Raw genomic sequence first — 24840 nt, forward strand, 5'->3', positions numbered from 1 at the left:
GACGAGCTTACGCAGCGGCCTGCCCCGTTCGGTTCAGGCCTCGTTCGGATGGGAGATGACGCGGTCGATCAGGCCGTATTCCTTGGCTTCTTCGGCGCTGAGGAAGTAGTCCCGGTCGGTGTCCTTCTCGATCTTCTCGAAGCTCTGGCCACTCATGTCGGCCAGGGAGCGGTTCAGCATCTCCTTCATCCGCAGGATTTCCCGTGCTTCGATTTCGATGTCACTGGCCTGGCGACGGCTGGTGCCGCCCAGGGGCTGGTGAATCATGATCCGGCTGTGGGGCAGGGCGACCCGCTTGCCCTTGGTGCCAGCGGCGAGGAGGAAGGCGCCCATGGAGGCAGCAAGGCCAACGCAGATGGTCACCACCTCGCTCTTGACGTACTGGATCGTGTCGTAGATCGCCAGTCCAGCCGTGACGGAGCCGCCGGGGGAGTTGATGTACAGGTAGATCGGCTTGCTGCTGTCTTCCGAGTCCAGATAGAGCATCTGGGCAACCAGGCTGTTGGCGATGCCGTCATTGACCTCAGAGCCAAGGAAGAGGATCCTCTCCACCCCGAGACGGGTGTAGATGTCGACCCAGCGCTCCATCTGGCTGCCGGGCAGGCGGTAGGGAACGCTGGGGGTACCGATCGGCATGGTTCAGAACGTTGATGAAGGAAGGGCAGGAGGGTTGGGTCTGATGCCGTCGGTCAGACGGGGGGATTGCCAGGCAGGTCCTTGCGGCTGCTGAGCACGCGGTCGATCAGTCCGTACTCAACGGCTTGTTGAGGGGTGAGGTAGCTCATCCGGTCGGAGTCCTTGCTCAGCTCCTCCACAGAACGACCTGTGTTGGTGGAGAGGATCTCGAGCATCGCCTGCTTGTTGTGCAGCACTTCTTTGGCCCGGATCTGGATGTCCGTCGCCTGGCCGCGGGCGCCGCTGCGGGGCTGGTGCAGAACGATGGAGGAGTGAGGTAACGCGGCCCGTTGACCTTTGGTCCCTGCCGAAAGAATTACTGCCGCGGTGCCCATGGCCTGGCCGATGCAGATGGTGTGCACCGGAGGCTTCACGTAGCGAAGGGTGTCGCAGATGGCGAAGGCTTCGGTTTCGAATCCAATGGCATCACCCGAGTACCAGCTGGTGCCTGTGGAGTTGATATAGAAGTAGATCGGCTTCTCTGGGTTGTCGAACTCCAGATAAAGCAGCTGAGCAATGATCAGCTCAGTCACATCGATGCCCATCTGACGCTTGGCGTCGTCGTCAGAGAAAAGGGGCAAGCCCAGGTAGACGATTCGCTCCTTGAGCAGGAGTGAGGGAAGGTCAGGAGGTGGTGTGCGCATCACGGCGCTGTCGCCGTAGTACGGGGCCGAAGTTGTCATCTCCACCATCGCGGTGGAGCGAGCCTAGCCGGGGTCAGCGGGCTTGCGGTTGCTGGTTTTGGCCGGTTTTCCCTGACTTTTCGATTTGGATGAGGGCTTGGTGTCCGTTGATGCATCGTTCTCGTCCAACCGTGCAAACACCATCCGGCCGGTTGGGGTTTGCAGGGCACCGGTCACCACCACAGGTTTGCGTTGGCCGATCAGCGATTTCGCCTCGTTGACCACCACCATCGTTCCGTCATCGAGGTAGCCGACACCCTGGCTGTCCTCCTTGCCCTCTCGCACGATCTTGAGTTTGAGCTCGTCGCCGGGTTGCACTTCAGGCCGCAACGCGATCACCAGCTCACTCAGATTCATCACCTTCAGGTCTTTGACCTGGGCCACCTGCGCGAGGTTGAAGTCTGCGGTCACCAGCGTGCCGCCGGTGTCAGATGCCAACTGCAGCAATCGGTCGTCCGTTCCCTTGCCGTCGTAACGGGTGCTGTTGATCACCAACCGCCGCCCGTAGGTTTCCCGCAGATCCTTCAGAAGCTTCAGGCCACGTCGGCCCTTGGCCCGCTTTTCGATGTTGGTGGAATCCGACAGCTGCTGCATCTCATCGATCACCGATTCGGCAACGATCACCTGCCCTTCCAGCAATCCGCAGGCGAGCATGCCGCGGATCCGGCCATCGATGATCACGCTGGTGTCCAGGATCTTGGCCGTGGCGGGGGTCAGCACCCCATCAGCCACCAGCAGCGCCTCCGTGCTCGCGGGATTGAACAGGCGCAGCAGCGTGCGGCCGTGAACTTCCGCCAGGTTGCTTCCGAGAATGCCAAAAAAGACATTGCTCACCACCGCCAGAAGGGGTTTGAGCAGAACAATTCCTCCGGAGAACGGAAGCAGCAGAACAGGCAGCAGCAGCAGGTTGGCCACCAGCAACCCCAGGATCAGGCCGACAGCCCGGCTTACCAGCAGATCGGTGGGCATGGTGCGCACCTGTTGCATCAGGCGCACCCGCAGCTTTTTGAACACCAGGCCTGCGATCAAGCCAATGCCACCGCCAGCTCCGCTGAGCTGGAGACGCAACTGTTCAGCATTGGTGGTTGCACTCACCAGGCCGTCGGGCAGCAAGTGAATCCCCATCCACCCGGCAGCTGCACCGGAAACCACAAACAGAAGCAGGATGAGCGGATCCACCATGGGTTCAGGTCGTGGCAGCTCGATCCGGATGCCAGAAGCATGCCTTATCCCATCCCGCCCCGCAGCGCCTACCTCCACATTCCCTTCTGCCACCGGCGCTGTTACTACTGCGATTTCGCCGTGGTTCCCCTGGGGGACCAGGCCCGAGCCGAAAACGGGCCTGGCAGTCGCTCGATCCGTGAGTACCTGAGCTTGCTGCATCGGGAAATCGCCTCTGCCCCAGGGGGTCCTCCCTTATCCACCGTGTACATCGGCGGGGGAACACCATCGCTGTTGTGCCCCGATCAGATCGGAGCACTGATCGATGCCTTGGCCAACAAATTCGGTCTTCAACCGGGTGCGGAAATCACCCTGGAGATGGATCCGGCCACCTTTGATGCCGCGCAGTTGGCCTCCGTTCTGGCCCATGGCGTGAACCGCATCAGCCTGGGGGGGCAGAGCTTTGATGATGCGGTGCTCGAGCAGCTGGGGCGTCGGCATCGCCAGAGCGACCTCCATGCGGCGATCGACTGGCTGGTTCAGGCCTGGCGCGATGGCGCGCTTCGGTCCTGGAGTCTCGATCTCATCCAGAACCTCCCGGGCCAGACCCTGGCCGGGTGGGATGCGCAGTTGGATCAGGCCATTGCCAGTCAGGCTCCCCATCTCTCGATTTACGACCTCTCGGTGGAGCCGGGCACGGTTTTTGAGCGCCAACGAACGCTTGGCCTGTTGCAGCTGCCGGAGGACGACCTGGCCGTTGCCTTAATGGAGCGGACCACACAACGGCTGTCGGCTGCTGGACTCAGTCGCTACGAGATTTCCAACCACGCCCGTCCGGGCCATGCCTCCCGTCACAACCGGGTGTACTGGAGCGGTGCCGGCTGGTGGGGTTTTGGCATGGGAGCGACATCAGCACCCTGGGGGGTGCGTTTGGCGCGACCCCGCACCCGCGCCGCCTACGCGGAATGGCTGGATCATCCTCCTGAGGAATCAGTCGCCGAGGCTGGACTCCCCCTGGATGATCAATTGCTGGTGGGTCTGCGGCGCCGGGAAGGAGTGACCCTTCAAGGTCTTGATGCCGATGCCCTGGTGCGCCGCTGGCAACCGTTCGTTGAGCGTGGATGGCTGCAGCAGCGGGCAGGCCGTTGGTGCCTCACCGACCCCGAGGGCATGGCCCTCAGCAATCAGGTGCTGATTGAGGTGATTCTGTGGTGGGAAGAGTGTTGTTCCGGGTCTGCTGGACCCAACCCTTCAATGCGTCGATGAATAGGCGGCGGCCATCCACCAGCGCTGGGCTGAAGGGAGGTTGTTTGGCCGTGAGCCCCAGCAGGTCTGCGGTGACGCGCACCTGGCCGTCGCAGCCGTCACCTGCCCCGATGCCGATCACCGGGATGGTCAGCGCCTGCTGCACCCGGCACGCCAGCTCGGCAGGAACATGTTCCAGCACCAGGGAGAAGCAGCCCTTCTGCTCGAGGGTGCGCGCCTGATCGACCAGGCGTTCCTGGCTGATGGCGTCCGTGGCCTGGCGCCGGTACCCCAGGCGATGCACGGCCTGCGGGGTGAGGCCCAGATGCCCCATCACGGGAATGCCCATGCGCACAAGACGGTCGATTACGGCGACAACCTCGGGTTCCGCCCCCTCCAATTTCACCGCCGCTGCGCTGGACTCCTTCAACAAACGCCCTGCAGCCGCCACGGCGCGGTCTTCGCCGCACTGGTAGCTGAGAAAGGGCAGGTCACAGACCAGCAGGGGCTGATCGGCCGGCATGGCCGTCAATCCCCGGGCGACTGCCTGGGTGTGATGGAGCATCTGGTCCAGGCTCACCGGGAGTGTTGTGGCATGGCCCAGCGCCACCATCGCCAGTGAATCACCGATCAGCAGCACGTCTGCACCGGCGGCCTCGGCCAGAGCTGCAGAGAGGCTGTCCCAAGCGGTGAGCACGGCGATGGGTTGGCCCTTCTGCTTGAAGCGGGTCAGATCAGAAGGACGCATGCAGCTTCAGAACCCCTCGGGGGCTCATTGCTAGCATTCGGCCGATTCGGGCCCATGCGGCTCTGACGCCCAAATCTGGTCAGGACCGGAAGGGAGCAGCCACACGGGATGCTCAGGGCAGGCGTGGGTTCCGGGTCACCACATTCAAATGAGCTGTCAGACTGCGGGGTCTGACAGCGATCTCACAAGCTGCCGTTGTCCTGTTGCTGACGGCGACGCAGGAACTCAGGAATGCGGGCGCCGTTCTCTTCGGGCTCCCCACGATTAAGCATTCCTGGCACGGAGCGGCTGCGCTCGCTGCGGTACGGCTGCTTGTTTTCGAAGCCTGTAGCGATCACCGTCACGTGGATCTCCCCTTCGAGGGCCTCATCCACTACAGCGCCCACGATGATGTTGGCTTCGGGATCGACAACGTCGTAAATCACCTCGGAAGCAGTGGTCATGTCCTCCAGGGTCATGTCCTTACCACCGCTGATGTTGATCACACAGCCCTTGGCGCCATCGATGCGCTCGGTTTCCAGCAGCGGGCTTGCAATCGCGGCTTGGGCTGCTTCCACGGCTCTTGAGCGACCGGAACCGATGCCAATGCCCAGCAGTGCTGTGCCTGCTTCGGTCATCACGGAGCGAACGTCAGCAAAGTCAACGTTCACCAGGCCCGGGCAGGTGATGATGTCGCTGATGCCTTTGACGCCCATGCGCAGGACGTCGTCCGCACTCCGGAAGGCTTCCTGAAGGGGAGCTCCGCCGATGGCATCACGCAGGCGGTCGTTGGGGATCACGATCAGGGTGTCCACGTGTTCCGCCAACCGAGCGATGCCTTCGTCGGCCTGACGCATGCGACGACGGCCCTCGAAGCTGAACGGCTTGGTCACGATGCCCACGGTGAGAGCACCGACTTCACGGGCGACTTCGGCCACCACTGGTGCTGCACCAGTCCCCGTTCCACCGCCCATGCCAGCGGCAATGAACACCAGATCTGAGCCCTGCAGTGCATCGTGCAGATCCGTGCGGGATTCTTCCGCTGCCTTCTGGCCGATGGTGGGGTTGCCGCCGGCACCCAGTCCGCGGGTCAGGGTCTGCCCCAACTGCAGCCGTTGCTGGGCCTGCGACTGGATCAGGGCCTGGGCATCGGTGTTGAGAACGCGGTACCCAACCCCCTCAAGGTCGCTGAGGATCATGCGGTTGACGGCATTGCTGCCGCCACCCCCAACGCCGATGACCTCGATGCGGGCGGACTGGCTGGGCTGGATACCAGCTGCCGTGAAAGACCCTGAGCCGCTCACCATCTCCATCGTCGAGGCAGAACCGTGTGGTTGCGTTGCATTATGTCCCTGAAGCCTTGTCTCGGCTTCAACAGATCACAAACCAGGAGCTGAGGTTGTGGTCTCCAGATTTTCCACCCCAAGGTTTCAGGGTTCAGTTTTGGGCTGCTTGGGGGCGGGTGGCGCCGGCAGTTGCAGTTCCGGGCGGTCCGGATTGCTGAGATCAAGGCTGCTGTGATGGGCCCCGCGCAGGTGCTTTGGCAACGTCCGGTTCAGGTGGAGGATCGTTTCGATCTGGGTGTTTAAGAGGGCCGGTTCGCCACCGAGATCAATCCGGCCAAGCTCGGTGGTGATCAGACTGATGTTGCCGTCGGGATCAAGCACGATGGCTTTCAGCATCCCGGCGAAGCGATTCCGTTGTTGCAGCAGCGCAGCTACCTGACCGCGTTGCGGGCTATTCCAGCCGCGCACCATGATCTCCGTGAGCGGATCTGCTACGGCGTCGCTCAGGGGAATCCATCCACCTGCGGCGTTGAGCAGCCCCCGTTCCCGTCCAGCGGGTCCCCGACGCTCAGCGCGTGCGATGGGAATCTCCGGCTTCAGGCTGATGACGAGGCGAGCGGGGAAAATCCGGCGCTGCACGTGAGCGCTGTGAACCGGTAAGACACCGACCAGCTGTTGTTCCAGCTCCCTCGGACTGACCTCCAGCAGGGGTGAGGGAAAGCGAAGCTTGGCCGCCTCGATCACCTGATTGGTCTCAAGGGCAGCACCTCCGGTCAGGATGACTGCCTCAGGGCTCCGCAGCGTCCAGCCATGGCGCAGCAAGATCCAGCTGAATCCGCCACTGAGCAGCAGCAAGGCCACAAAGCGCCAGAGCTGAAGCAACAGGGTCTGGCGGCGCTGCCGGCGCAAGTCCCGGCGCCGGGCGACCTGCGCGGAAACCGGCTGTTGGGGGGATTTGTTGTTGGTCGAGACCCGGCTCACAGGTCGCATCGGGCCCGTGCCATCAGCTGCTCACCCCAGCTGCGCGCGCGGTCGGCATCAGAGAAGGGCACATCCATCTGCAGATCTTTCCCGATGAGGCGCAGCCGACAACGCCCCTGGGATTCGTCGGTGAGGGGCGCATCACCGGACGCCAGCGACATCAGTTCCACAAGCTCGAGTTTGCAGACGTCAAACGAGCCCTGATCTTGAAAACTTCCCGCCTCGAAGCTGCTCCAGTGCAGTTCTCCGTCTTTCAGACGGGCTCCACCACACCCATCGAGCTTGGCGAGTTCGGAGCCTTCGGCCCAGGTGCGAAACAGGTTTTGGCGCCGCCGTTCCAGCCATCCGAGCGACGCCAGCAGCACAAAGGCCAGCAGCAGAGGAAACCAGAGCAGTCCGTGGCTCATGGGTTAGGCAAAGGACGCTGCGTTCATTCTCCTGCGGTTTGGATCAGTTTGTGCACCAACTGTTCGAGTGTTACGCCGCTGGCCGCCCAGAGCATCGGGAACATGCTCTGGGCCGTGAAACCAGGCAGGGTGTTGATTTCGTTGATCCAGAGCTGATCGTTGGCGTCGTCGTAGAAGAAATCCACCCGACCCATGCCGTTGACGCCCACGGCAGCGCAGGCCTGCAGGGCCTGGGCGCGGATGCGGTCAGCTACTTCATCCGGTAGAGGAGCGGGAATCAACGTGGTGCTGCGCCCTGCGGTGTATTTCGTCTCGTAGTCGTACCAGTCCGCATCAAAACGAACCTCACCGATCACCGACGCTTCGAGCATGCGTCCCCCCAGGACGGCGCATTCAACCTCTCGGGCGTTGACGCCCTGCTCAACCACCAGCCTTGGATCGAGCGCTGCAGCCTGGTTGAGGCCTGCTTCCAGTTCTTGGCGGGAACGCACCTTGCTGATGCCCACCGAGGAGCCGAGATTGGCGGGCTTCACAAAGAAGGGGTAGTTCAGTTCGCGTTCAATTCGATCCATGAGGGCCGATCGGCTGATCGCGTTCTCGAGTTCGGACGCGTGAAGGGCCACATAGGGCACCTGGGACAGCCCGGCGCTGGAGAAAGCAGATTTCATCGCCTGCTTGTCCATGCTGACGGCTGAGCCGAGCACGCCGGCACCAACGAACGGTTTGCCGGTCAGCTGGAACAACCCCTGAATGGTGCCGTCTTCTCCATTGGGACCATGTAGTACCGGGTACCAGAGGTCGACCGCATCACATCCCTCCGGGAACCCCTGGAATCCTGATGGGAGCAGAGGTGGGTTGAGCTCCGGTGCGGTTTCGGAGGCCAGGGTTGCCTCGGACAGATCCGTTCCCCACCAGCGACCATCACGGTCGATGTACATCGGCCGCACCGTGTATCGCTCTCGGTTCTGCCCGCTGCGCAGGCCTCGGACGACGGTCGCCGCAGATCGGATCGACACGTCGTGCTCTCCAGAGCGGCCTCCAAAGACGAGCCCGACCGTGATGGGACTGGACGGCATGAATGCGGCGACCCCTGAGCGGTGGGAGCGCCAAAGGTATCAGCGTTGTGCTCAGTGGGGCAGGGGGCTGCCGCTGAGTGAAAAGGAGCGCACCGCATCGATGCGCACCGGCACGAGATCGCCCGCTTTGTAGGCACGACCATCCGCTCGGGTGGAGCTGAAGAAGGTCAGGCGATTGGTGCGGGTTCGCCCCATCAGCTGCGATGGGTCCTTGGGGTTGATGCCCTCCGCCAGCACTTCTTCCGTGCGCCCCTCGTAGCGGGCATTGGCCTTGCGGGCGCAGCGTTCCACCAGGGCATTAATTTCGCGAAGGCGTTCCACCTTCACCTCCTCCGGCAGCTGGTTGTCCCAATGGGCTGCAGGGGTATTGGGCCGGGGTGAATAGGCCGCTGTGTTCACCTGATCGAAGCCAATCTCCTCGATCAGATCGAGGGTGCGGCGGTACTGCGCATCCGTCTCTCCAGGGAAGGCAACGATCACATCGGCACTAAGGGAGGCATCGGGCATGCGCTCACGGATGCGGTCGATGATCCGCCTGTAGCGCTCAACGGTGTAGCCCCGGGCCATGGCCTGCAACACGTCGTTGTCCCCGCTCTGAAACGGAATGTGGAAGTGTTCGCAGAGCTTGGGCAGGTCGGCACAGGCATCGATCAGCCGCTCGGTGAAGTAGCGCGGATGGCTGGTGGCAAAACGGATCCGTTCAATGCCCTCCACGTCGTGGACGTGATGGAGCAGATCCGTGAGGGTGTGTTGGCGGCGACCCTCCGGCGTGATGCCCGGCAGATCCCGGCCGTAGGCATCAATGTTCTGGCCGAGCAGAGTGATTTCCTTGTAGCCCTGGGCGGCAAGACCCTCCATTTCCAGCTTGATCGCCTGGGGCAGCCGTGATTGTTCCTTGCCCCGCACGGAGGGCACCACGCAGTAGGTGCAACGTTCGTTGCAGCCGTAGATCACGTTCACCCATCCACAGATGCTGCTGTCCCGGCGGGCTGTGGTGATGTCTTCAAGGATGTGGTGGTCTTCGGTGGCGACCACCTGCTGACCGCTGTCCACCTGCAGCAGAAGGGTTTCAAGCCGATTGGCGTGTTGCGGTCCCATCACCAGATCCAGCTCCGGCACCCGCCGGAGCAGGGATTCGCCCTCCTGCTGAGCAACGCAGCCCGCCACCACCAGGGTGAGATTGGGGTTGCTGCGTTTCCTCTGGGCCTGTCTGCCGAGGTAGCTGTAAACCTTCTGCTCGGCGTTGTCCCGGATGGTGCAGGTGTTGTAGAGCACCAGATCGGCATCCAGTTCGGCTGACGCCTCCCGATAGCCCATGGCCTCCAGGATTCCCGCCATCCGTTCGGAGTCCGCCTTGTTCATCTGGCAGCCGAACGTGGTGATCCAGTAGCTGCCGCGCTGGGGGTTGGCGGTGGCGTCAGTGGCGAGGGGGGCGGAGGCGACCAAATCTCTGGCTCAAGCCTTCTCAGTGTGAGTCACAGCGGTGTTGTGTCAGTTTGGAGATTGACAGCCGGATGGCGATGGGCTGGGCCCTCACACGGTTTTCGCTCACCAAAGCCGTGCCCCTCACGATCAGCAGGGGCACCACAGCTGCCGTGGTGCGGTTGGAGCTCAGGTTGGAACGTGATGGGCTGGTGGGGCGCGGCGAGACCGGGGGATTTGAGACCGGCCACCGAGCCTTTGCCCTTGAGGCTGTGGAACAGGAACTGCTGGGGCTTTTGCCGCAACTGGAAGCTCTGGATCCCCACCGTCCGCAACGGTTTGAGCCCCTGCTTGCATCCCTGCGTCCCCCGGCCCGTTGTGCCATCGACCTGGCCTTGTGGGACTGGCATGGGCAACGGCTCGGCCATCCGCTGTGGCGGCTCTGGGGATTGGACCCAGCCGAGGGTGTGGCCACCAGCGTCACCCTGGGACTGGCTTCAGTGGATGCCGTGTTGGATCGTCTCGAACGCTGGTGGACGCAGCTGCCGGCGACGCGGGTGAAGCTCAAGCTGGGCAGCCCCGACGGCTTGGACCACGACCTCAGCCTGTTGGGGGCGGTGGCTCAGGCCATCACGGATCGATCCCAGCGGCAGGGTGTGGCCATCGAACTGCAGGTGGATGCCAATGGCGGATGGACCGTGAATCAGGCCAGGCAAATGCTGGAGCCCCTGGCCGCACACCAGGTGGTGCTGCTGGAGCAGCCTCTGGCTCCAGACCTGGATCCCACGCAGGACACAGCGGGATTCGCGGCGCTGCACCCGCACTGTCCGATGGCCTTGGTGGCGGATGAAAGTTGCTGGGATCTGGAGGATCTGCTGCGCCTGGCCCCAGTGGTGGATGGTGTGAATCTCAAGCTGCTCAAGACCGGGGGGCTCAGTCAGGCCTTGCTAATGGCCCAAGTGGCGCAGAAGAAGGGGCTGGACCTGATGGTGGGTTGCTACTCCGACAGTTCGTTGTTGAACGGTGCAGCGGCCCAGATCTTGCCTCTGATTCGTTGGCCGGATCTCGACAGCCATCTCAACTTGGTGGATGACCCCTTTGTTGGCCTTGAGTTGCAGGACGATCGTCTGCGGCCTTCGGCGATGGCTGGATTGGGGATCCGCCAGGCAGGAGGCACAGCAGCGTGATAAGCGGGACTCAAGCGCCGTCGGGATTTCGGGAGATGCGGTTGGTGCTGCTCCAACACGGTGGTTTGGCCAGCCTCACCGGCAAGACCGGTCTGGCCATGCTCCGACACCGTGCTGGACCGATCGTCGCGGTGATTGATCCCGACCATGCGGGCCAGTCTCTGCAACGCGTCACCGGCATCGAGCGTGATGTGCCGGTGGTGGCGGACTTGTCTGCTGCTCTGCCCTACGAGCCTGAGGTTGCTGTGGTGGGCCTGGCTCCTTCGGGGGGGCGGCTGCCTGATCCTGTTCGCCACGACGCCTTGGCGGCGTTGCGCGCAGGCCTTCATCTCGCCAGCGGACTCCACACCCGCCTGGCCGATGATCCCGAACTGGCAGACGCCTGCTGGCGCGACCGTTGGATCTGGGATCTGCGCCGGGAGCCGGAAGACCTCAACGTTGGCCAGGCACGCGCCGCAGAGCTTCCCTGCCGGCGCCTTCTGGCGATTGGCACCGATATGGCTGTCGGCAAGATGAGCGCATGCCTGTCTCTCCTGGAGGCAGCCCAGCGCTCCGGGATCCCCGCGCGCTTTGTGGGCACAGGGCAGGCCGGAATTCTGATCAGCGGAGAAGGGGTCGCCCTGGATGCTGTGCGCGTCGATTACGCCGCCGGTGCGGTGGAGGCGGCGGTGCTTCGCGCGGCGACGACTCTGCCGGAGCAGGGTCTTGTGCTGGTGGAGGGTCAGGGATCGCTCTGCCATCCGGCCTCCACGGCCACGTTGCCCCTGTTGCGGGGCACGCAGCCGACGGCCCTGTTGCTCGTGCATCGGGCAGCACAGCAGACCATCGATCGACTGCCTCAGATCCCGCTTCCAAGCCTTGAGGCCTTGGTGGCCACCACAGAATCCCTGGCGAGCTGGGCGCGGCCTGATGGGGCTGCTGAGCCAGCCAAGGTGGCCGCTGTCGCCCTCAACACCGCCCGCCTTGATGAGGCTCAGGCTCGAGACGAGGTGGAGCGCATCCGCCAGACGCTGGGTCTGCCCTGCATAGATCCGATCCGCTGGGGAGCAGAACCGCTTCTCAGGGCTTTATTGAATTGTTGAGAGGGCGAGCGAGGGGATTCGAACCCCCGAATAGCGGCGCCACAAGCCGCTGCCTTAACCACTTGGCGACGCCCGCCGCGTCCGTGAGAATCTACCAACACGAGCTGCAGCCTGCCTGGTGTCCCCTTCATCGCGTCCGCAAGGTTGGTCTGCTCTGGCGATGTTGGCGGGGGGGATTGCAGCGGTCGGGGTGCTCTCGCTGGTGGTGTCCAACCCGTCATTGGAGGACTATCAAGCTCACGCCGGTGATCAGCTGGTCCGGGTGGGCACCAAGGAACTGTGCGACGAGCCGACCCTGCCGATGTTGCTGCGTCTCTGGATTCGCAATTGCCCTGAGCTGATTGCCTCCCAGCGGGATGCACTGGCGGCGTTGGCGGGTCAGTTCACCACCCGTCGAAACTTATTGGTGGCCAGTCTGTACTCCACCCGGATGGAAAGGAAGGAGATGCTGCCCGGTCTGCGCCTGCCTGGTTTTGAAGTGCTCAGCCTTGGTGTGGCCGGTCGTTTCGTGGTCCTCAGCACCGATGCCAGCAACGGTGCTGAGCGGTGATGGACGTCCCGTCGCTTGAGTCCAAGCCGGGGAGTGGCGTCCTTGAGGCCTGGGCGCCCCTGGGACTGCTGGATTTCGCCCCTTCAACGCCCTTGCCGGAGGTTGAGAAGCAAGGGCTGACGCCCGTGCGCCTGGCCTGGGAGCAGGGGCGCTTGCTGGAGCCCCAGCCCCTTTCTGCCGAACGCGTGCCACCGTCTCGAATGGTGTTGCCGCGCTTGGTCGACTGCCATGTCCATCTGGACAAGGCCTACACCTGGCAGGAGCATCCCAACCTCAGCGGCAGCTACGGGGGTGCCCTGGAGGCCAACCTGCGGGAGCACAGCTCCCGAACCGTGGCCTGCGTGCTTCAACGCGGAGAACGCGCCATGGAGAGAGCATTCGCCCATGGGCTGCGGGCCATGCGCAGCCATGTGGACAGTGGTGGCCCTGGCGCTGAGCCCAGCTGGGATGCCTTGCTCACCCTGCAGCAGCGCTGGCACCGCCGCATCGACTTGCAGCTGGTGGCGCTGGTGCCCTTGGAATTCTGGTGTTCAGCTGAAGCGGATGCTCTGGCGCGTCGTGTGGCCGCCAGTGGCGGCTGCCTTGGTGGTGTTCTGACACCTCCTTGTGGATCGGCCGTGGTCACGGAGCAGTTGGAGGTGTTGTTGCGCCTGGCTGATCGCCACAACTGCGGCGTCGATCTGCACATCGATGAGGCTGATCACGGTCCGGCGCAGGGCATCGTTCAGCTGTTGAAGGCCCTGCAGCGCGTGCCGGTGCAGGTTCCCGTCACCTGCAGCCATGCCAGCAGTCTTTCCCTTCTGTCGGCGTCCTCTCTGGCGCGGTTGGCAGAGCGCATGGCAGCAGCGCAGCTCAGTGTGATTGCCCTGCCCCTGACCAATGCCTGGTTGCTCGCACGGGCGGACGATGCCACCCCCCTTCAGCGTCCGCAGGCCCCGATCCGTCAGTTGCAATGTTCCGGTGTTCCGGTGGCTGTGGCGGGTGACAACGTGGCCGACCCCTGGTTCCCGGGAGGCGACTTCGACCCCTTGGCCCTGCTGGCTGCATCGATGCCGTTGACTCAGTTGTTGCCCTGGCAGCGTCTGGGCCTGGCCCCTTTCACCACGGCACCGCCGGCCATTCTTCAACTGGAATGGGATGGGGTGCTGCGGGCCGGCGCTCCTGCCGATCTGATCAGCATGGAGGGCCAGGGATGGTCGGACCTGATCCGTTCTGCTCCGCAGCGTCAGGTTCTCGTGGACGGCCACTGGCAGTCGTCGCCAGGCGCTAGACCCTGACCAGTGTTCCGCCACGCCATGGGTCGCGCCGAAGCCTTGATTGCCCTGCGGCAAGCCCTCAGCGTTGATCCGGAACTGGAGTTGTTGGATGAACCGGGGGAGCTGCAGCGCCATTCCCGGGACGCCTTTGAGTACTCCCCCGTGCTGACGCCGCGGCTGGAGGCCTGCCGTGCTGAGTTGGTGGTGCGTCCGCGCACGGTGGATGCCGTTGAACGGCTGGCTTCGGCCTGCGCCGAGCACCAGGTTCCCTTAACCCTGCGCGGCTCCGGGACAGGGAACTACGGCCAGTGTGTGCCTCTGCAGGGCGGCGTGGTGATGCTCACCACGGCCCTGCGGCAGATCCGCTCGATTGATCCGATCACCGGGGTGGTGACCGTGGAACCGGGCTGTGTGATGCGCGATCTGGATCAGGAGTTGCGCCGCCATGGACGCCAGCTGCGCTTGATGCCCAGCACCTGGCGCAGCGCCACCATTGGCGGTTTTGTGGCAGGGGGCTCTGGGGGCATCGGTTCCCTGCGCTGGGGCTTCCTGCGGGATCCAGGCCATCTGCTCGGGTTGGAGATCGTGCCGCTACGCCCCGATGCCCGGCGCCATCAACTCGGCGAGATAGATGCGGAGGCTTTGAATCACGCCTACGGCACCAACGGCATCATCACGGCCCTCAGCCTGGCCACAGCTCCAGCGGTCAACTGGCACCAGGTGAGCGTGGACTGCGAGCACTGGGAGCAGGCGATTGAGCTGATGCAACGGATCGCTGCCTCGGCCTTGGATCTCCATTTGGCGAGCCTGCTGGAACAGCCGCTGTTGCCCCGGATGCCCAGCTGGGGTGGTCCTGCCGTCTCGGCGCACCGGCTGCTGTTGCTCGTTGCTCCCGATGGGCTCAACAGCTTGCAACGGATGGCGCAGTCAGCCGGCGCCAACCTGCGGGATCTCGGCCCTGAGGATCTCTCCGGGGGCAATGGGTTGCGCGAGCTGAGCTGGAACCACACCACCCTGCATGTGCGGGCTTCAGAGCCGGGATGGACCTACCTGCAGATGCTGTTGCCGCAACCGGAGGCCCCAGTGATGGCGGCCTTGAAGCAGCGCTGGGGTGATGCCCTGCTCTGGCATCTCGAGCTTGTGCGTCAGCAGGGCTGTCCTCGGCTGGCGGCTCTGCCGCTCGTGCGTTGGCAGGGGGCAGATCAGCTGAACCGGTTGATGGACGACTGCAGGGCCGCTGGTGCCGTGTTGTTCAACCCCCACGTGATCACCGTGGAAGACGGCGGCCTTGGCGTCATCGATGCCGATCAGGTGGCGGCCAAGCAGCGCTTTGATCCCGAGGGCCTGCTCAATCCCGGCAAGCTTCGAGGTTGGGAGGAGCGCTCCTGAGGATCAGCAACCCAGGCTGTCGAAGGTGGAAACTCCGGTGCTGGGGTTGATGCCATCGGCCTCGCTGCACAGCCGGCGTTGATCATCACGATCGAGCAGGGCATCCGTGAAATCGGCCCCCTCGATCTGAGCGTTGCTGAAGCTGCTGCCCGAGGCAATGATCCCCGTTAGCACGGCATTGCGTAGATCGGTGGCGACGAAGTCGGCGCGATCCATCAGGGCGTCGGAGAGGTCAGCTCCCTGGAAATCAGCTTCGGCGAAGGCCCCTTGGGTGAGGATCGCGCCATGCAGGTTGGCGCCTCGGAAATTCGCTCCGCGGCCCACGGCACCGGCGAAGGATGTGTTGGCCAGGTTCTGCCCCTCGAAGTCGCCGTTGCTCTGGTTGGTGAGCGTGTAGTCCACCTTTTCCTGGAACAGGGCACGATCCTGCAGTCCCACCCCAGCTGAGGTGTCCAGGGCCGGGGCCGCCGTTGCTATGAGCAGGAGGGGCAGGAGAAGGCCCAGCAACCGGGAGATTCGCAGCACAGTTCACGCTCAAGCTGTGCTCACTCTGCCGTTACAACGCCGCGAGCGAACAGGTCACCGATCAGATACAGCGATCCGGCAACAATCGGCATCGGTGTCGGCCATCCATTGCTGCTGAGCTGGTGCAGCGCGCTTTCGAGGCCGTCGGCCTCCTGCAGCTGGTGCTCGAACTGGGGCAGATCCTGGAGGAGGGCCGACCGGCTCCAGCTCCTGTGGCTCGGCACCGGAATGATCCAGGCCTGGTCCTGGGGCTGCACCAGCGTCTGGAGCATGGCGACAGCGTCCTTATGGGCTTGAATCGCCAGGATCCAAACAACACCGTTGCAGGCACCACTCCACTGACTGCGTTCTTCGGCCAGCTGCACTGCGGCCGGTGGATTGTGGGCGCCATCGAGGCGAAGCGTGTGGACGCCCCAATGCACGGTTTGCAGGCGACCGGGCCAGTGGGCTTTGGCGAAGCCCTCCTGAATCACCGCCTCAGGCAACGACCAGCCCAGGCCCGAGAGGGCTTGCAAGGCACCGAGGGCCACAGCGGCGTTGCTGCGCTGAATGGTGCCGGGCAAGCCCAGTTGCCAGCTTGAGTTCAGCGGCTTCACCCAGTGGAGCGTGGCCTGCTGAGTGCGGCAGGTTGTTTCCAGGACCTCCTGCACTTCAGGGGCTTGGGCGCCACTGATCACGGTGGCCTGAGGAGGGATCGCTGCCGCTTTTTCGGTTGCGATGGCGGTGAGGCTGTGGCCCAGGTGCTCGCAGTGGTCTTTCCCAATGCTGGCGACGGCTACCACAGGACGGCAGGGATGGGCCGTGGTGGCATCAAGCCGTCCCCCCAGCCCCACTTCCAGCACCAGCAGGTCGCAGGCGTGCCGGTGGAACTCCAGCAGGGCGGCGGTCACCAGCAGTTCAAACGGGGTGAGCCGATGCCGTTCGTTCAGGGGCTGGAGCGCCTGCAACCGGCTGCGCAGGGTTTCAATCGCAATGGGGCTCCCCTGGATCCGGATGCGTTCACACCAGCTCACCAGGTGAGGGGAGGTGGTGACCCCGCAGTGGAGGCCGGCGGCACAGAGGGCTGATTCCAGAAAGCTGACGATGGATCCCTTCCCGTTGGTGCCCAGCACCTGAATCGCGGGAATCGTCCGACAGGGATGGTTGAGCTCGTGCAGGGCCGCATCCATGCGATCCAACTGCAGATCCATGCCACGCAGGTCGAAGCGTGGGATCAGATCAGACAGATCGTCCACTCAGCTGAGGCTGGAGAGGGTCGCCGCAAGACGGCGCAGCAGCTCGCGCACCTCGCGCTTGTTGATGGTCAGTGGGGGCACCATGCGCAGCACCGAGGGTCCGGCCGCCACCAGCAGCAGACCGTGGTCGATGGCGGCTTTCGCCAGCGCGGGGGCCGTCCAACTGCTGCCCTCCCGGATCACGATGCCCTGCAGCAGGCCCCAGCCCCGCACGCCTTGCAGGTGCTCGGGGAAACAGTTCACAAGCTCCTGGAGCCCGTCGCGCAGTTGTTCTCCTCGGGCTGTGACGTTGGTCAGCAGATCTCGTCGTTCGATTTCGGTAGCCACCGTCAACCCCGCCCGGCAGGCAAAGGGATTGCCGCCGAAGGTGCTGGCATGGTCGCCGGGTTCAAACACATCAGCTGACGCGTTCACCAGCAGGGCACCAATGGCATGACCACCGCCCAGGCCCTTGGCCAGGGTGAAGGCGTCAGGGGTGATGTCCAGTTGCTCATAACCCCAGAGGCGGCCACTCCGCCCCATGCCCACCTGCACCTCATCAAGGATCAGCAGGATGTTTCGCTCCGTGCAGATCTCGCGCAGGCGTGAGAAGAAAGTGCGATCTCCAGGGTTGACGCCACCCTCCCCTTGCAGGGGTTCAACCAGAACGGCCGCGATCGAGGGACCGGACTGTTCGTAGCGGTTGATCAGGGCTTCGAGGGCCTTCAGATCGTTGTAAGGGAAATAATCAAACCCGGTCACCATGGGCTCAAAACCCTTGTGGTACTTGGGTTGACCGGTGGCGGTGACCGCCGCGAGCGTGCGGCCGTGGAAGCTGGCTGCTGCCGTGAGGATCACCGGCTGTTCGATGCCGCGCCGTTGATGGCCGTGTTTGCGCGCCAGCTTGATCGCGGCCTCATTGGCTTCGGCGCCGGAATTGCAGAAGAAGACGCTGTCGGCACAGCTGTTGCGCACCAGCCAGCTGGCCAGCTCTTCCTGTTCCGGAATCCGATAGAGGTTGGACACATGCTGGAGCCGTCCCAGCTGCTTGCGCAGAGCCCGCTGCATGGCCCTGTCGCTGTGGCCCAGGGTGCAGGTGGCAATGCCAGCAACAGCATCCAGGTAGCGCCGCCCTTGGGTGTCCTTGACCCAGCAGCCCTTTCCCTTGGCCAGAGCCAAAGGGAAACGGCCGTAGGTGTTCATGACGGCGGAGGGATGGGAGCCGGGGGACTTGAACCCCCAAGACCAGTGGCCGGCTGATTTTGAGTCAGCTGCGTCTACCAATTCCGCCAGGCTCCCGCACAGGGATTGTATTGATTGAAGGGCCCCTCTTCAGAGGATGTTGCGCTTCACCTCAGCGCCGGCAGCGCTGAGCTTGGCTTCGAGGTCGTCGTAGCCCCGATCAAGGTGCTTCAGACCAGCCACTTCGGTGATTCCTTTGGCGGAGAGGCCAGCCAGCACCATGGCAGCGGCTGCACGGAGGTCGGTGCCGGTGACGGGCGCCGCGCTCAGCTGAGCCACGCCTTCAACGATGGCTGTGCTGCCCTTGAGCCGAATCGATGCCCCCATGCGCTGCAGCTCGGCCACATGTTGCAGCCGGTTTTCGTAGATCTTCTCGCTGATCACGCTGGTGCCCTTCGCGGTGCACATCAGGGCCATGAACGGTGCCTGAAGATCGGTTGGAAACCCGGGAAACGGTTGGGTGGTGATGTCCACGGCCGTGATCTCGCCGGGGGAGATCGTCACGGCTCTCCCCTTGACCTCGATGGAGCAGCCGCAATCGCGAAGCTTGTGGATCACAGCGCTGAGATGCTCGGGAATCACGGGCTCCACCACCAGTGGTGAGCGGGTGATGGCGGCTGCCATCAGGAACGTTCCGGCTTCGATGCGATCCGGGATCACCGGATAGTTGGTGCAACCACGGAGCCGCTCCACTCCTTGAACGGTGATCACCGGGCCGCCAGCGCCGCTCACCTGGGCGCCCATGCTGTTGAGCAGGTTGGCCAGGTCCTGCACTTCAGGTTCCTGAGCAGCGTTTTCGATGGTGGAGACCCCATCGGCCAGCACCGCTGCCATCAGAATGGTTTCGGTGGCGCCAACGCTGGGGCAGTCGAGCACGATCTGAGCGCCTGTCAGGCGTTTCTTGCTGCCGGGCACTGAGGCCGTGACAATTCCGTGCTCCACGTTGACGACGGCGCCGAGGGCTTTCAGGCCGCGGATGTGTTCGACAACGGGACGAGCCCCGATGCGGCATCCCCCTGGAAGGGGGACCCGCGCGTGTCCAAGGCGTCCGAGCAGGGGGCCAATACTGAAAAAACTGGCGCGAAGGCTGTTGACCAGCTCGTAGGGAGGTGCCGAGCCATTGAGCTCGGCGGCGGTGAGGCGAATGCAGTCCGACTGCCTGTCGACCTGAACCCCCAGAGCTTCAAGGATGGCGCTCATGCCATCGATGTCTGTGAGAGAGGGAATGTTGGTCAGCTCAATGGTCTCCTCACTCAGGAGGCTGGCTGTCATCAGCACCAGGGCGGAGTTCTTCGCGCCACTGACGCGAAGCGTTCCCTTCAAAGCGTGTCCGCCGCTGACATTGAGGCGTTGCTTGAGACTCTCCTGAGACGCTTCTGCAACGGCCATCATCGATGAGCTGATCCCCTATGTCCGGATTTTGGCAACAGTCTTTGAGACCGTCTAGACGGCCGGCGTCCAAACTGGACAGTTTGTTACGGGGCCGGGGCAGCCACGGATCGGCGATGCCCTATGTTCATTCGGTCGAATACGACACGCCAGCGGATGTGGCGGAATTGGTAGACGCGCTAGTTTCAGGTACTAGTGGTGGCAACATCGTGGGAGTTCAAGTCTCCCCATCCGCACTAGCTTTGTCGGGTAGCAGTTCTCGACAACCATGATCGTTCTCAAGATCTCCAATGCTTCGGAAGTTGTTGCTTCCAAGGTTGGCAAGTTCCTTGAGCTGCTCACTCCTGATTCCATCGATCACACCACCGTTGAGGATCAAGTGATCAAAAAGATGATCGAAAACCTTGCGGCGGAGGGAATCAAGGGGGAGATCGCAGCCATCAACGGCCTTGAGTTGGATGGCGAAAATCTGAGCGTTCACAAAGGCCTGAACGTGCGCAAACACGCAGCTTTCTGAGTCGTTCTCTGGATTCCTCCTCTCCCCTGATCAGCAGCCGACGCAATCCCCTGGTCAAACGGCTTCGAACCCTGGCCACCCGTGCGGGGCGAGAGGCCGAGGGGCTGTTGCTTCTTGAGGGCACCCACCTGTTGCAGGAAGTTCTCAGGCAGGGCAACGCGCCCGAGGAAATCATCGCGACCGAAGCCTGGTTGCAAGGTCATTCTGCCCTGGCTGCACGTTGTTCTCAGGCGCGATGGCGGATCGTCACCGATGAGGTGTTGCGGGCTGCGCTCACAACAGTCACACCCGATGGTGTTGCCTGCCTGAGTCCCCTGGATCGACTGCCCACTGTCCCTCCAGAGCTGGACTTTCTCCTTGTCCTGGATCGGATTCAGGATCCTGGAAATCTGGGCACATTGCTGCGCACAGCCCTGGCGGCTGACGTCAACGCGGTCTGGATGGGTGCTGGGGTTGATCCCCTCGGCACGAAGGTGTTGCGGGCCTCTGCTGGTGCTCTGCTTCAGCTGCCGCATCAACGCTTTGGCCCGAGCGAAGCGATGGCGATTTCACAGCTTCAGCAGGAACTGAAGCAGCTGGTGGCCCTGGGTGTGCAAGTGGTGGCCACCCTTGTGCCCGATGCGATCAAGGCTGACCCCCCTGTTCCCTACTGGGATCTCGACTGGACGCTGCCGACGGCGCTGGTGCTGGGAACCGAGGGTGCAGGTCTGCATCCGGACCTGCAGGCATGCTGCACCCATGCCGTCACGCTCCCCCACAGCGCCCGGGTGGAATCCCTGAATGTGGCGTCTGCCGCTGTTCCCCTCCTTCTGGAGCGGCGAAGAGCGACAATGACCGCCACATCGCAGCAGTTCGGGTGAGCGACGCCAGCTTCGACTTCGACGTCATTGTTATTGGAGCCGGCTACGGCGGCTTCGACGCTGCCAAACATGCCGCCGAACACGGCCTGAGGACGGCGATCGTTGAATCCCGAGATATGGGTGGCACCTGTGTGAACAGGGGCTGTGTTCCCTCCAAGGCGCTGCTGGCTGCCAGTGGAAAAGTGCGGGAACTGGCCGACGACAAGCACCTCGCGAGCTTTGGAATTCATGCTGCTCCTGTGCGGTTCGAGCGGCAGAAGATCGCTGATCACGCCAATCAGCTGGTTCAGACCATTCGCGCCAATCTCACCAAAACCCTTGAGCGGGCAGGGGTGACGATCCTCCGAGGCCACGGCCGTCTGGAGGGCAGCCAGAAGGTGGGGCTGCGGGAGCCCAGCGGGGTGGACAGGGTGCTGACCGCCAAGGACGTGATCATCGCCACGGGGTCTGATCCCTTCGTGCCGCCAGGCATCGAAACCGATGGCCGCACGGTGTTCACCAGCGACGAAGCCATCAACCTGGAATGGCTGCCCCGTTGGATCGCCATCATCGGCAGCGGTTACATCGGCCTTGAATTCGCTGATGTGTACACCGCCCTCGGTTGCGAGGTGACGATGATCGAGGCCATGGACAAGGTGATGCCCACCTTTGATCCCGACATCGCCAAGATCGCTGGGCGTCACCTGATTGATGGTCGCGATATCGATGCGCGTTCCGGTCTGCTGGCCCGCAAGGTCACCCCGGGCTGTCCCGTGCAGATCGAACTGGCTGATTTCAACAGCCGTGAACTGGTGGAGACCCTTGAAGTGGATGCCGTTCTGGTGGCCACAGGACGTGTTCCCAGCAGCAAGGGCCTCAACCTCGAGTCACTCAATGTGGAGACGAACCGTGGCTTCGTTCCGATCGACGACGCCATGCGCGTTCTGGTGAACGGCCAACCTGTTCCCCATCTCTGGGCCGTCGGCGATGTGACCGGCAAGCTGATGCTGGCCCACACGGCTGCTGCCCAAGGCACCGTTGCGGTGGACAACATCCTTGGCCATGCGCGCGAGATTGATTACCGCAGCATTCCGGCAGCCACCTTCACCCATCCCGAGATCAGCTCTGTTGGCCTGACTGAGGCGGATGCCAAAGCTTTGGCGGAGAAGGATGGCTTCCAGCTTGGTTCCGTTCGCAGCTACTTCAAGGCCAATTCCAAAGCTCTGGCTGAGCTGGACAGCGATGGCCTGATGAAGCTGCTGTTCAACAAAACCAGTGGTGAAGTGCTTGGAGCCCACATCTATGGACTTCACGCCGCCGACCTGATCCAGGAGGTGGCCAATGCCGTTGCCCGGCGCCAGAGCGTGCGTCAGCTCGCCACCGAAGTGCACACCCACCCGACCCTCAGCGAGGTGGTGGAGGTCGCTTACAAGCAAGCTGCCGCCCAGCTGGCCGCCTGATCCCGTCCCACTTTTTTCGTTCCAGTCTTTTCCCTCTTCCATGGAGATCCGCCGTCGTCCCCCCAACCCCAAGGTGCGGGTGGCCCATCTCGAATATGCGGTGCCGCATGACGACGAGGAACCGCGTCACATCCTCGAGAAGATCGTCTGGGAAAAAGATCGTGAGATCGATGCCGCCCGCGACAAGGTTCCCCTCGACAACCTGAAGCAGCAGATTGCCAAGCTTCCCCCCACCAAGGATTTCCTGGGGGCGCTTCAGGCGGCCGCCACGAAACCTGCGGTGATCGCTGAGGTGAAAAAAGCGAGCCCCAGCAAAGGGGTGATCCGTGAGAATTTCGACCCGGTGGCGATCGCCAAGGCCTATGCCGCTGGCGGTGCAAGTTGCCTCTCGGTGCTCACCGACAAAACCTTCTTCCAGGGTGGCTTTGATGTCCTGGTGCAGGTGCGTCAGGCCGTAGACCTGCCTCTGCTCTGCAAGGAGTTTGTGCTGAGCCCTTATCAGCTGTTCCAGGCCAGGGCGGCCGGGGCTGACGCGGTGCTGCTGATTGCTGCCATCCTTTCGGATCAGGATCTTCGTTATCTCAACAAGGCTGCGGCGGCTCTGGGCCTCACAGTGTTGGTGGAGGTTCACGACGCCACCGAAATGGACCGTGTGCTGAATATTGGTGGCTTCCCCCTGATCGGAATCAACAACCGTGATCTCACCAGCTTCGAGACGGATCTGGCCACGACCGAGCGGCTGCTGGTCGACTTCAACGACCGGTTGAAGCAACAGGGGGTGCTGCTGGTGAGTGAATCAGGTCTGTTCAGTCGGGCCGATCTCGACCGTGTGCAGGCCGCCGGTGCCGGGGCTGTGCTGGTGGGGGAAGCCCTGATGCGGCAGCCAGATGTTGAAGCTGGTCTGGTGCAGTTGATCCAGCCCGGTTAAGGCCGTTCCTCTTTCACTGCTGATGCAGAATTGCGACATTCAGGCGGTTCTTTGTGCTGATTAGCGTTTTGACCGGTGTCGCAGCCGGGGCCGTTCATGTGGTGGGTGGTGCTGATCACCTGGTGGCAATGGCGCCCTTCTCCCTGAGCAAGCCATGGGCCGCCTTTCGTCATGCCCTGGCTTGGGGTGCTGGTCATTCCACCGGAGTTGTGGTTCTGGCGTTGATCGCCATTGGTCTGAAAGACCTGGCCCATGTGGAGGTCATGTCGTCCTGGGCGGAATTTCTGGTGGGTGTGGCCCTGCTGGTGGTGGGTGCCCTGGCCGTGCGCACAGCGTTCGGGCTGGAACTGCACACCCATGAGCACCGCCACGATGGTGCCGCGGCGCATCGTCATCTCCATCTGCATGTGCGCGGTGCCAGCAACCACCGTCGCCACGTCCATGCATCCTCGGGCCTGGGCTTGCTGCATGGACTGGCGGGGGCCAGTCACCTGCTGGCTGTGATCCCTGCTTTGGCCCTGCCGCCCCACGCCGCTGTGGGCTACCTCGTGGCTTACTTGCTCGGATCCATCGGCGCCATGGTGGCCGTTGTGTCGGTGGTCTCGTTTCTCACCCTCCGCAGCGGTGAACGGCTGATGCCCTTCCTCGTGGGCGGTACGGGTGCTCTCTCAATCATCACCGGGGCCATCTGGCTGCAGAAGACGTCACCGGCTCTGTTCTGATTCCCCGAGCGGGAGCCGGCCCACCACCTCACCAATCAACAGGTTGGCTGGCACCGCTCCGAGTTGGCGGCTGTCTGTGCTTTCAGCGGGGTTGTCTCCCAGCAGCCAAAGTCCTGTGCTGTTCACTCGGCTGAGGCGCTTGATCAGGCGCAGCTCGCTTCGCTGGGGATGCCAGGTCACGACCACGGATCCCAGGCTGGGTGCGGCCTTCTGTCCCAGCCGTCTGACCAGAACCCGGTCTCCCGGTTCAAGGCTGGGTTGCATCGATCGCCCTTCGATGCGCAGCAGCAGACGTCGCCCACAAAAAAGCAGCAACAGGTCGCGAAGACCTGCTGCTGCGATGGGGGGATGGGTTCTGTTTGAACTCAGGATGCGGTGACCCAGGCGTCGGAACGGCCCTTGGACTGCCATAACATGCCGTGGATTTTTTCAACGGCGGCCATCAGTTCCTCAGCCTTGGCCTGATCGATGTTCACCTTGCAGGCGCTGCAGAGCTTGGCTGCTTTCCAGAAGGTGTCGTGCAGGTCGGGGAAGGTGGCCAGGTGATCGGGCTTGAAGTAGTCGGTCCAGAGGATCAAAAGTTCTTTCTTGGTCTTCTGTGCTTCCTCTTCCTTGATGGCCACGTAGCGGCCGAAGGTGTTGTTGTAAGCAGCCAGGGCAGCGGCGTCACCAGCTGCGGGAGCTTCCATCGCCTTCAGCTTTTTGGTCATCGACAGCACGGCCTCGGCTGCCACGCGAGCGGAAGCCGGGTCGTACACGCCACAAGGACCGTCGCAGTGGGCTTCTGCCACAGGGGCAGGGAGGGCACATGCAAGGGCAGAAAGGGCCGAGCGCAGCATCGGTTCAGAGCGGAATTGGCTTGAGATGAGCCTAGCTC

The 24840-nt window shown here is 63.1% G+C and carries 26 protein-coding genes, 3 tRNA genes and 1 other RNA gene; 13 read left to right on the forward strand and 17 right to left on the reverse strand.

Annotated elements, in window-relative coordinates; genetic code table 11:
- Positions 1 to 33 precede the first annotated feature (33 nt).
- The 3 genes from DXY03_RS00905 to DXY03_RS00915 are packed head-to-tail and all read right to left on the reverse strand — an operon-like array spanning position 34 to position 2540.
- A complete protein-coding gene (locus DXY03_RS00905) occupies positions 34 to 636 on the reverse strand; it encodes an ATP-dependent Clp protease proteolytic subunit (protein ID WP_006851781.1) in 603 nt (200 codons plus the stop codon).
- Positions 637 to 689: 53 nt separating this feature from the next.
- Positions 690 to 1358 carry an ATP-dependent Clp protease proteolytic subunit gene (locus DXY03_RS00910; protein WP_114988632.1) on the reverse strand — a complete coding sequence of 223 codons (669 nt, stop codon included), beginning with the start codon at positions 1356 to 1358 and terminating at the stop codon, positions 690 to 692.
- A gap of 24 nt (positions 1359 to 1382) precedes the next feature.
- Positions 1383 to 2540, reverse strand: a complete 1158-nt coding sequence (locus DXY03_RS00915; RefSeq protein ID WP_115008736.1) for a PIN/TRAM domain-containing protein — start codon at positions 2538 to 2540, stop codon at positions 1383 to 1385.
- A gap of 39 nt (positions 2541 to 2579) precedes the next feature.
- On the opposite strand from DXY03_RS00915, the gene hemW reads away from it, so the two are divergent.
- On the forward strand, positions 2580 to 3785 hold the full coding sequence (hemW, locus tag DXY03_RS00920; RefSeq protein ID WP_115008737.1) for a radical SAM family heme chaperone HemW: 1206 nt from the start codon (positions 2580 to 2582) through the stop codon (positions 3783 to 3785).
- Here the strand turns inward: hemW and panB are convergent.
- On the reverse strand, positions 3697 to 4512 hold the full coding sequence (gene panB, locus DXY03_RS00925) for a 3-methyl-2-oxobutanoate hydroxymethyltransferase (RefSeq protein ID WP_115008738.1): 816 nt from the start codon (positions 4510 to 4512) through the stop codon (positions 3697 to 3699). The two genes, hemW and panB, sit on opposite strands and share 89 nt — an antisense overlap.
- A gap of 43 nt (positions 4513 to 4555) precedes the next feature.
- On the opposite strand from panB, the gene ffs reads away from it, so the two are divergent.
- Positions 4556 to 4653, forward strand: an RNA gene (ffs, locus tag DXY03_RS00930) — signal recognition particle sRNA small type.
- 41 nt (positions 4654 to 4694) lie between these two features.
- On the opposite strand, the gene ftsZ is transcribed toward ffs, so the two are convergent.
- The 5 genes from ftsZ to miaB form a co-directional block, all read right to left on the reverse strand.
- Positions 4695 to 5804, reverse strand: coding sequence for a cell division protein FtsZ (ftsZ, locus tag DXY03_RS00935; protein WP_115008739.1), 1110 nt, complete (start codon positions 5802 to 5804; stop codon positions 4695 to 4697).
- 117 nt (positions 5805 to 5921) lie between these two features.
- On the reverse strand, positions 5922 to 6767 hold the full coding sequence (locus DXY03_RS00940; protein ID WP_244272177.1) for a cell division protein FtsQ/DivIB: 846 nt from the start codon (positions 6765 to 6767) through the stop codon (positions 5922 to 5924).
- The gene (locus tag DXY03_RS00945; RefSeq protein WP_114988446.1) at positions 6755 to 7165 is read right to left on the reverse strand and encodes a hypothetical protein; all 411 of its coding nucleotides are present in this window, start codon (positions 7163 to 7165) and stop codon (positions 6755 to 6757) included. The genes DXY03_RS00940 and DXY03_RS00945 overlap by 13 nt, the downstream gene beginning before the upstream one ends.
- A 23-nt stretch (positions 7166 to 7188) precedes the next feature.
- The gene (locus DXY03_RS00950) at positions 7189 to 8241 is read right to left on the reverse strand and encodes a D-alanine--D-alanine ligase family protein (RefSeq protein WP_115008740.1); all 1053 of its coding nucleotides are present in this window, start codon (positions 8239 to 8241) and stop codon (positions 7189 to 7191) included.
- 51 nt (positions 8242 to 8292) lie between these two features.
- On the reverse strand, positions 8293 to 9687 hold the full coding sequence (gene miaB, locus DXY03_RS00955) for a tRNA (N6-isopentenyl adenosine(37)-C2)-methylthiotransferase MiaB (RefSeq protein WP_115008741.1): 1395 nt from the start codon (positions 9685 to 9687) through the stop codon (positions 8293 to 8295).
- Between the two features lie 74 nt (positions 9688 to 9761).
- Between miaB and DXY03_RS00960 the strand changes: the two genes are divergently transcribed.
- Together DXY03_RS00960 and DXY03_RS00965 are read left to right on the forward strand one after the other, a co-directional pair.
- Positions 9762 to 10850: a dipeptide epimerase gene (locus tag DXY03_RS00960; RefSeq protein WP_170951964.1), complete on the forward strand. Its 1089-nt coding sequence runs from the start codon at positions 9762 to 9764 to the stop codon at positions 10848 to 10850.
- Positions 10851 to 10885: 35 nt separating this feature from the next.
- A complete protein-coding gene (locus DXY03_RS00965; protein WP_170951926.1) occupies positions 10886 to 11932 on the forward strand; it encodes a DUF1611 domain-containing protein in 1047 nt (348 codons plus the stop codon).
- Between the two features lie 3 nt (positions 11933 to 11935).
- Here the strand turns inward: DXY03_RS00965 and DXY03_RS00970 are convergent.
- Positions 11936 to 12008, reverse strand: a tRNA-His gene (locus DXY03_RS00970).
- Positions 12009 to 12092: 84 nt separating this feature from the next.
- On the opposite strand from DXY03_RS00970, the gene DXY03_RS00975 reads away from it, so the two are divergent.
- From DXY03_RS00975 to DXY03_RS00985, 3 genes are read left to right on the forward strand one after another with little or no spacing between them, the layout of a single operon-like run.
- On the forward strand, positions 12093 to 12482 hold the full coding sequence (locus DXY03_RS00975; RefSeq protein ID WP_115008743.1) for a DUF4359 domain-containing protein: 390 nt from the start codon (positions 12093 to 12095) through the stop codon (positions 12480 to 12482).
- Positions 12482 to 13759 carry an amidohydrolase family protein gene (locus tag DXY03_RS00980; RefSeq protein ID WP_115008744.1) on the forward strand — a complete coding sequence of 426 codons (1278 nt, stop codon included), beginning with the start codon at positions 12482 to 12484 and terminating at the stop codon, positions 13757 to 13759. Before DXY03_RS00975 ends, DXY03_RS00980 begins: the two co-directional genes overlap by 1 nt.
- 18 nt (positions 13760 to 13777) lie before the next feature.
- Positions 13778 to 15127 carry an FAD-binding oxidoreductase gene (locus tag DXY03_RS00985; RefSeq protein WP_115008745.1) on the forward strand — a complete coding sequence of 450 codons (1350 nt, stop codon included), beginning with the start codon at positions 13778 to 13780 and terminating at the stop codon, positions 15125 to 15127.
- Between the two features lie 3 nt (positions 15128 to 15130).
- On the opposite strand, the gene DXY03_RS00990 is transcribed toward DXY03_RS00985, so the two are convergent.
- The 5 genes from DXY03_RS00990 to murA form a co-directional block, all read right to left on the reverse strand.
- Complete coding sequence (locus DXY03_RS00990; protein ID WP_244272179.1) at positions 15131 to 15634, reverse strand: pentapeptide repeat-containing protein; 504 nt, start codon at positions 15632 to 15634, stop codon at positions 15131 to 15133.
- 38 nt (positions 15635 to 15672) lie between these two features.
- Positions 15673 to 16887 carry a folylpolyglutamate synthase/dihydrofolate synthase family protein gene (locus DXY03_RS12410; RefSeq protein WP_179948699.1) on the reverse strand — a complete coding sequence of 405 codons (1215 nt, stop codon included), beginning with the start codon at positions 16885 to 16887 and terminating at the stop codon, positions 15673 to 15675.
- Positions 16888 to 18069 (reverse strand): aspartate aminotransferase family protein, encoded by a 1182-nt coding sequence (locus DXY03_RS12415; RefSeq protein ID WP_179948700.1) that lies wholly within the window; start codon positions 18067 to 18069, stop codon positions 16888 to 16890. It lies immediately after the preceding gene.
- A 13-nt stretch (positions 18070 to 18082) separates the two neighbouring features.
- Positions 18083 to 18165: transfer RNA gene (locus tag DXY03_RS01000), tRNA-Leu, on the reverse strand.
- Positions 18166 to 18198: 33 nt separating this feature from the next.
- A complete protein-coding gene (gene murA, locus DXY03_RS01005) occupies positions 18199 to 19500 on the reverse strand; it encodes a UDP-N-acetylglucosamine 1-carboxyvinyltransferase (protein WP_115008747.1) in 1302 nt (433 codons plus the stop codon).
- Between the two features lie 149 nt (positions 19501 to 19649).
- Here murA and DXY03_RS01010 point away from each other — a divergent pair.
- From DXY03_RS01010 to DXY03_RS01035, 6 genes are all read left to right on the forward strand, one after another.
- Positions 19650 to 19733 (forward strand) — tRNA-Leu (locus DXY03_RS01010).
- Between the two features lie 32 nt (positions 19734 to 19765).
- On the forward strand, positions 19766 to 20014 hold the full coding sequence (locus tag DXY03_RS01015) for a hypothetical protein (protein ID WP_114988434.1): 249 nt from the start codon (positions 19766 to 19768) through the stop codon (positions 20012 to 20014).
- 26 nt (positions 20015 to 20040) lie between these two features.
- Complete coding sequence (locus DXY03_RS01020) at positions 20041 to 20874, forward strand: RNA methyltransferase (protein WP_115008748.1); 834 nt, start codon at positions 20041 to 20043, stop codon at positions 20872 to 20874.
- Positions 20871 to 22313 (forward strand): dihydrolipoyl dehydrogenase, encoded by a 1443-nt coding sequence (gene lpdA, locus DXY03_RS01025; RefSeq protein ID WP_115008749.1) that lies wholly within the window; start codon positions 20871 to 20873, stop codon positions 22311 to 22313. The genes DXY03_RS01020 and lpdA overlap by 4 nt, the downstream gene beginning before the upstream one ends.
- Positions 22314 to 22353: 40 nt before the next feature.
- Positions 22354 to 23241, forward strand: a complete 888-nt coding sequence (gene trpC / locus DXY03_RS01030; RefSeq protein ID WP_115008750.1) for an indole-3-glycerol phosphate synthase TrpC — start codon at positions 22354 to 22356, stop codon at positions 23239 to 23241.
- 53 nt (positions 23242 to 23294) lie between these two features.
- Entirely contained in the window at positions 23295 to 23963 is a 669-nt protein-coding gene (locus DXY03_RS01035; RefSeq protein WP_115008751.1) for a hydantoin utilization protein A, read from the forward strand.
- Here DXY03_RS01035 and sodX read toward each other — a convergent pair.
- Both sodX and sodN read right to left on the reverse strand, forming a co-directional pair.
- Entirely contained in the window at positions 23946 to 24278 is a 333-nt protein-coding gene (gene sodX, locus DXY03_RS01040; protein WP_115009235.1) for a nickel-type superoxide dismutase maturation protease, read from the reverse strand. The genes DXY03_RS01035 and sodX overlap by 18 nt on opposite strands.
- A gap of 50 nt (positions 24279 to 24328) precedes the next feature.
- A complete protein-coding gene (gene sodN, locus DXY03_RS01045; RefSeq protein WP_115008752.1) occupies positions 24329 to 24802 on the reverse strand; it encodes a superoxide dismutase, Ni in 474 nt (157 codons plus the stop codon).
- Positions 24803 to 24840 lie beyond the last annotated feature (38 nt).

The organism is Synechococcus sp. N5 (assembly GCF_900473925.1).
In the GTDB taxonomy this organism is placed as follows: Bacteria; Cyanobacteriota; Cyanobacteriia; order PCC-6307; family Cyanobiaceae; genus Parasynechococcus.

Bases quoted from the DNA above. Each gene is read 5' to 3' on its own strand.
- DXY03_RS00905 (WP_006851781.1), bottom strand. From the start codon at position 636: ATGCCGATCGGTACCCCCAGCGTTCCCTACCGCCTGCCCGGCAGCCAG.
- DXY03_RS00910 (WP_114988632.1), bottom strand. From the start codon at position 1,358: ATGACAACTTCGGCCCCGTACTACGGCGACAGCGCCGTGATGCGCACA.
- DXY03_RS00915 (WP_115008736.1), bottom strand. From the start codon at position 2,540: ATGGTGGATCCGCTCATCCTGCTTCTGTTTGTGGTTTCCGGTGCAGCT.
- hemW (WP_115008737.1), top strand. From the start codon at position 2,580: ATGCCTTATCCCATCCCGCCCCGCAGCGCCTACCTCCACATTCCCTTC.
- panB (WP_115008738.1), bottom strand. From the start codon at position 4,512: ATGCGTCCTTCTGATCTGACCCGCTTCAAGCAGAAGGGCCAACCCATC.
- ftsZ (WP_115008739.1), bottom strand. From the start codon at position 5,804: ATGGAGATGGTGAGCGGCTCAGGGTCTTTCACGGCAGCTGGTATCCAG.
- DXY03_RS00940 (WP_244272177.1), bottom strand. From the start codon at position 6,767: ATGCGACCTGTGAGCCGGGTCTCGACCAACAACAAATCCCCCCAACAG.
- DXY03_RS00945 (WP_114988446.1), bottom strand. From the start codon at position 7,165: ATGAGCCACGGACTGCTCTGGTTTCCTCTGCTGCTGGCCTTTGTGCTG.
- DXY03_RS00950 (WP_115008740.1), bottom strand. From the start codon at position 8,241: ATGCCGTCCAGTCCCATCACGGTCGGGCTCGTCTTTGGAGGCCGCTCT.
- DXY03_RS00960 (WP_170951964.1), top strand. From the start codon at position 9,762: ATGGGCTGGGCCCTCACACGGTTTTCGCTCACCAAAGCCGTGCCCCTC.
- DXY03_RS00965 (WP_170951926.1), top strand. From the start codon at position 10,886: ATGCGGTTGGTGCTGCTCCAACACGGTGGTTTGGCCAGCCTCACCGGC.
- DXY03_RS00975 (WP_115008743.1), top strand. From the start codon at position 12,093: ATGTTGGCGGGGGGGATTGCAGCGGTCGGGGTGCTCTCGCTGGTGGTG.
- DXY03_RS00980 (WP_115008744.1), top strand. From the start codon at position 12,482: ATGGACGTCCCGTCGCTTGAGTCCAAGCCGGGGAGTGGCGTCCTTGAG.
- DXY03_RS00985 (WP_115008745.1), top strand. From the start codon at position 13,778: ATGGGTCGCGCCGAAGCCTTGATTGCCCTGCGGCAAGCCCTCAGCGTT.
- DXY03_RS12415 (WP_179948700.1), bottom strand. From the start codon at position 18,069: ATGAACACCTACGGCCGTTTCCCTTTGGCTCTGGCCAAGGGAAAGGGC.
- murA (WP_115008747.1), bottom strand. From the start codon at position 19,500: ATGATGGCCGTTGCAGAAGCGTCTCAGGAGAGTCTCAAGCAACGCCTC.
- DXY03_RS01015 (WP_114988434.1), top strand. From the start codon at position 19,766: ATGATCGTTCTCAAGATCTCCAATGCTTCGGAAGTTGTTGCTTCCAAG.
- trpC (WP_115008750.1), top strand. From the start codon at position 22,354: ATGGAGATCCGCCGTCGTCCCCCCAACCCCAAGGTGCGGGTGGCCCAT.
- sodN (WP_115008752.1), bottom strand. From the start codon at position 24,802: ATGCTGCGCTCGGCCCTTTCTGCCCTTGCATGTGCCCTCCCTGCCCCT.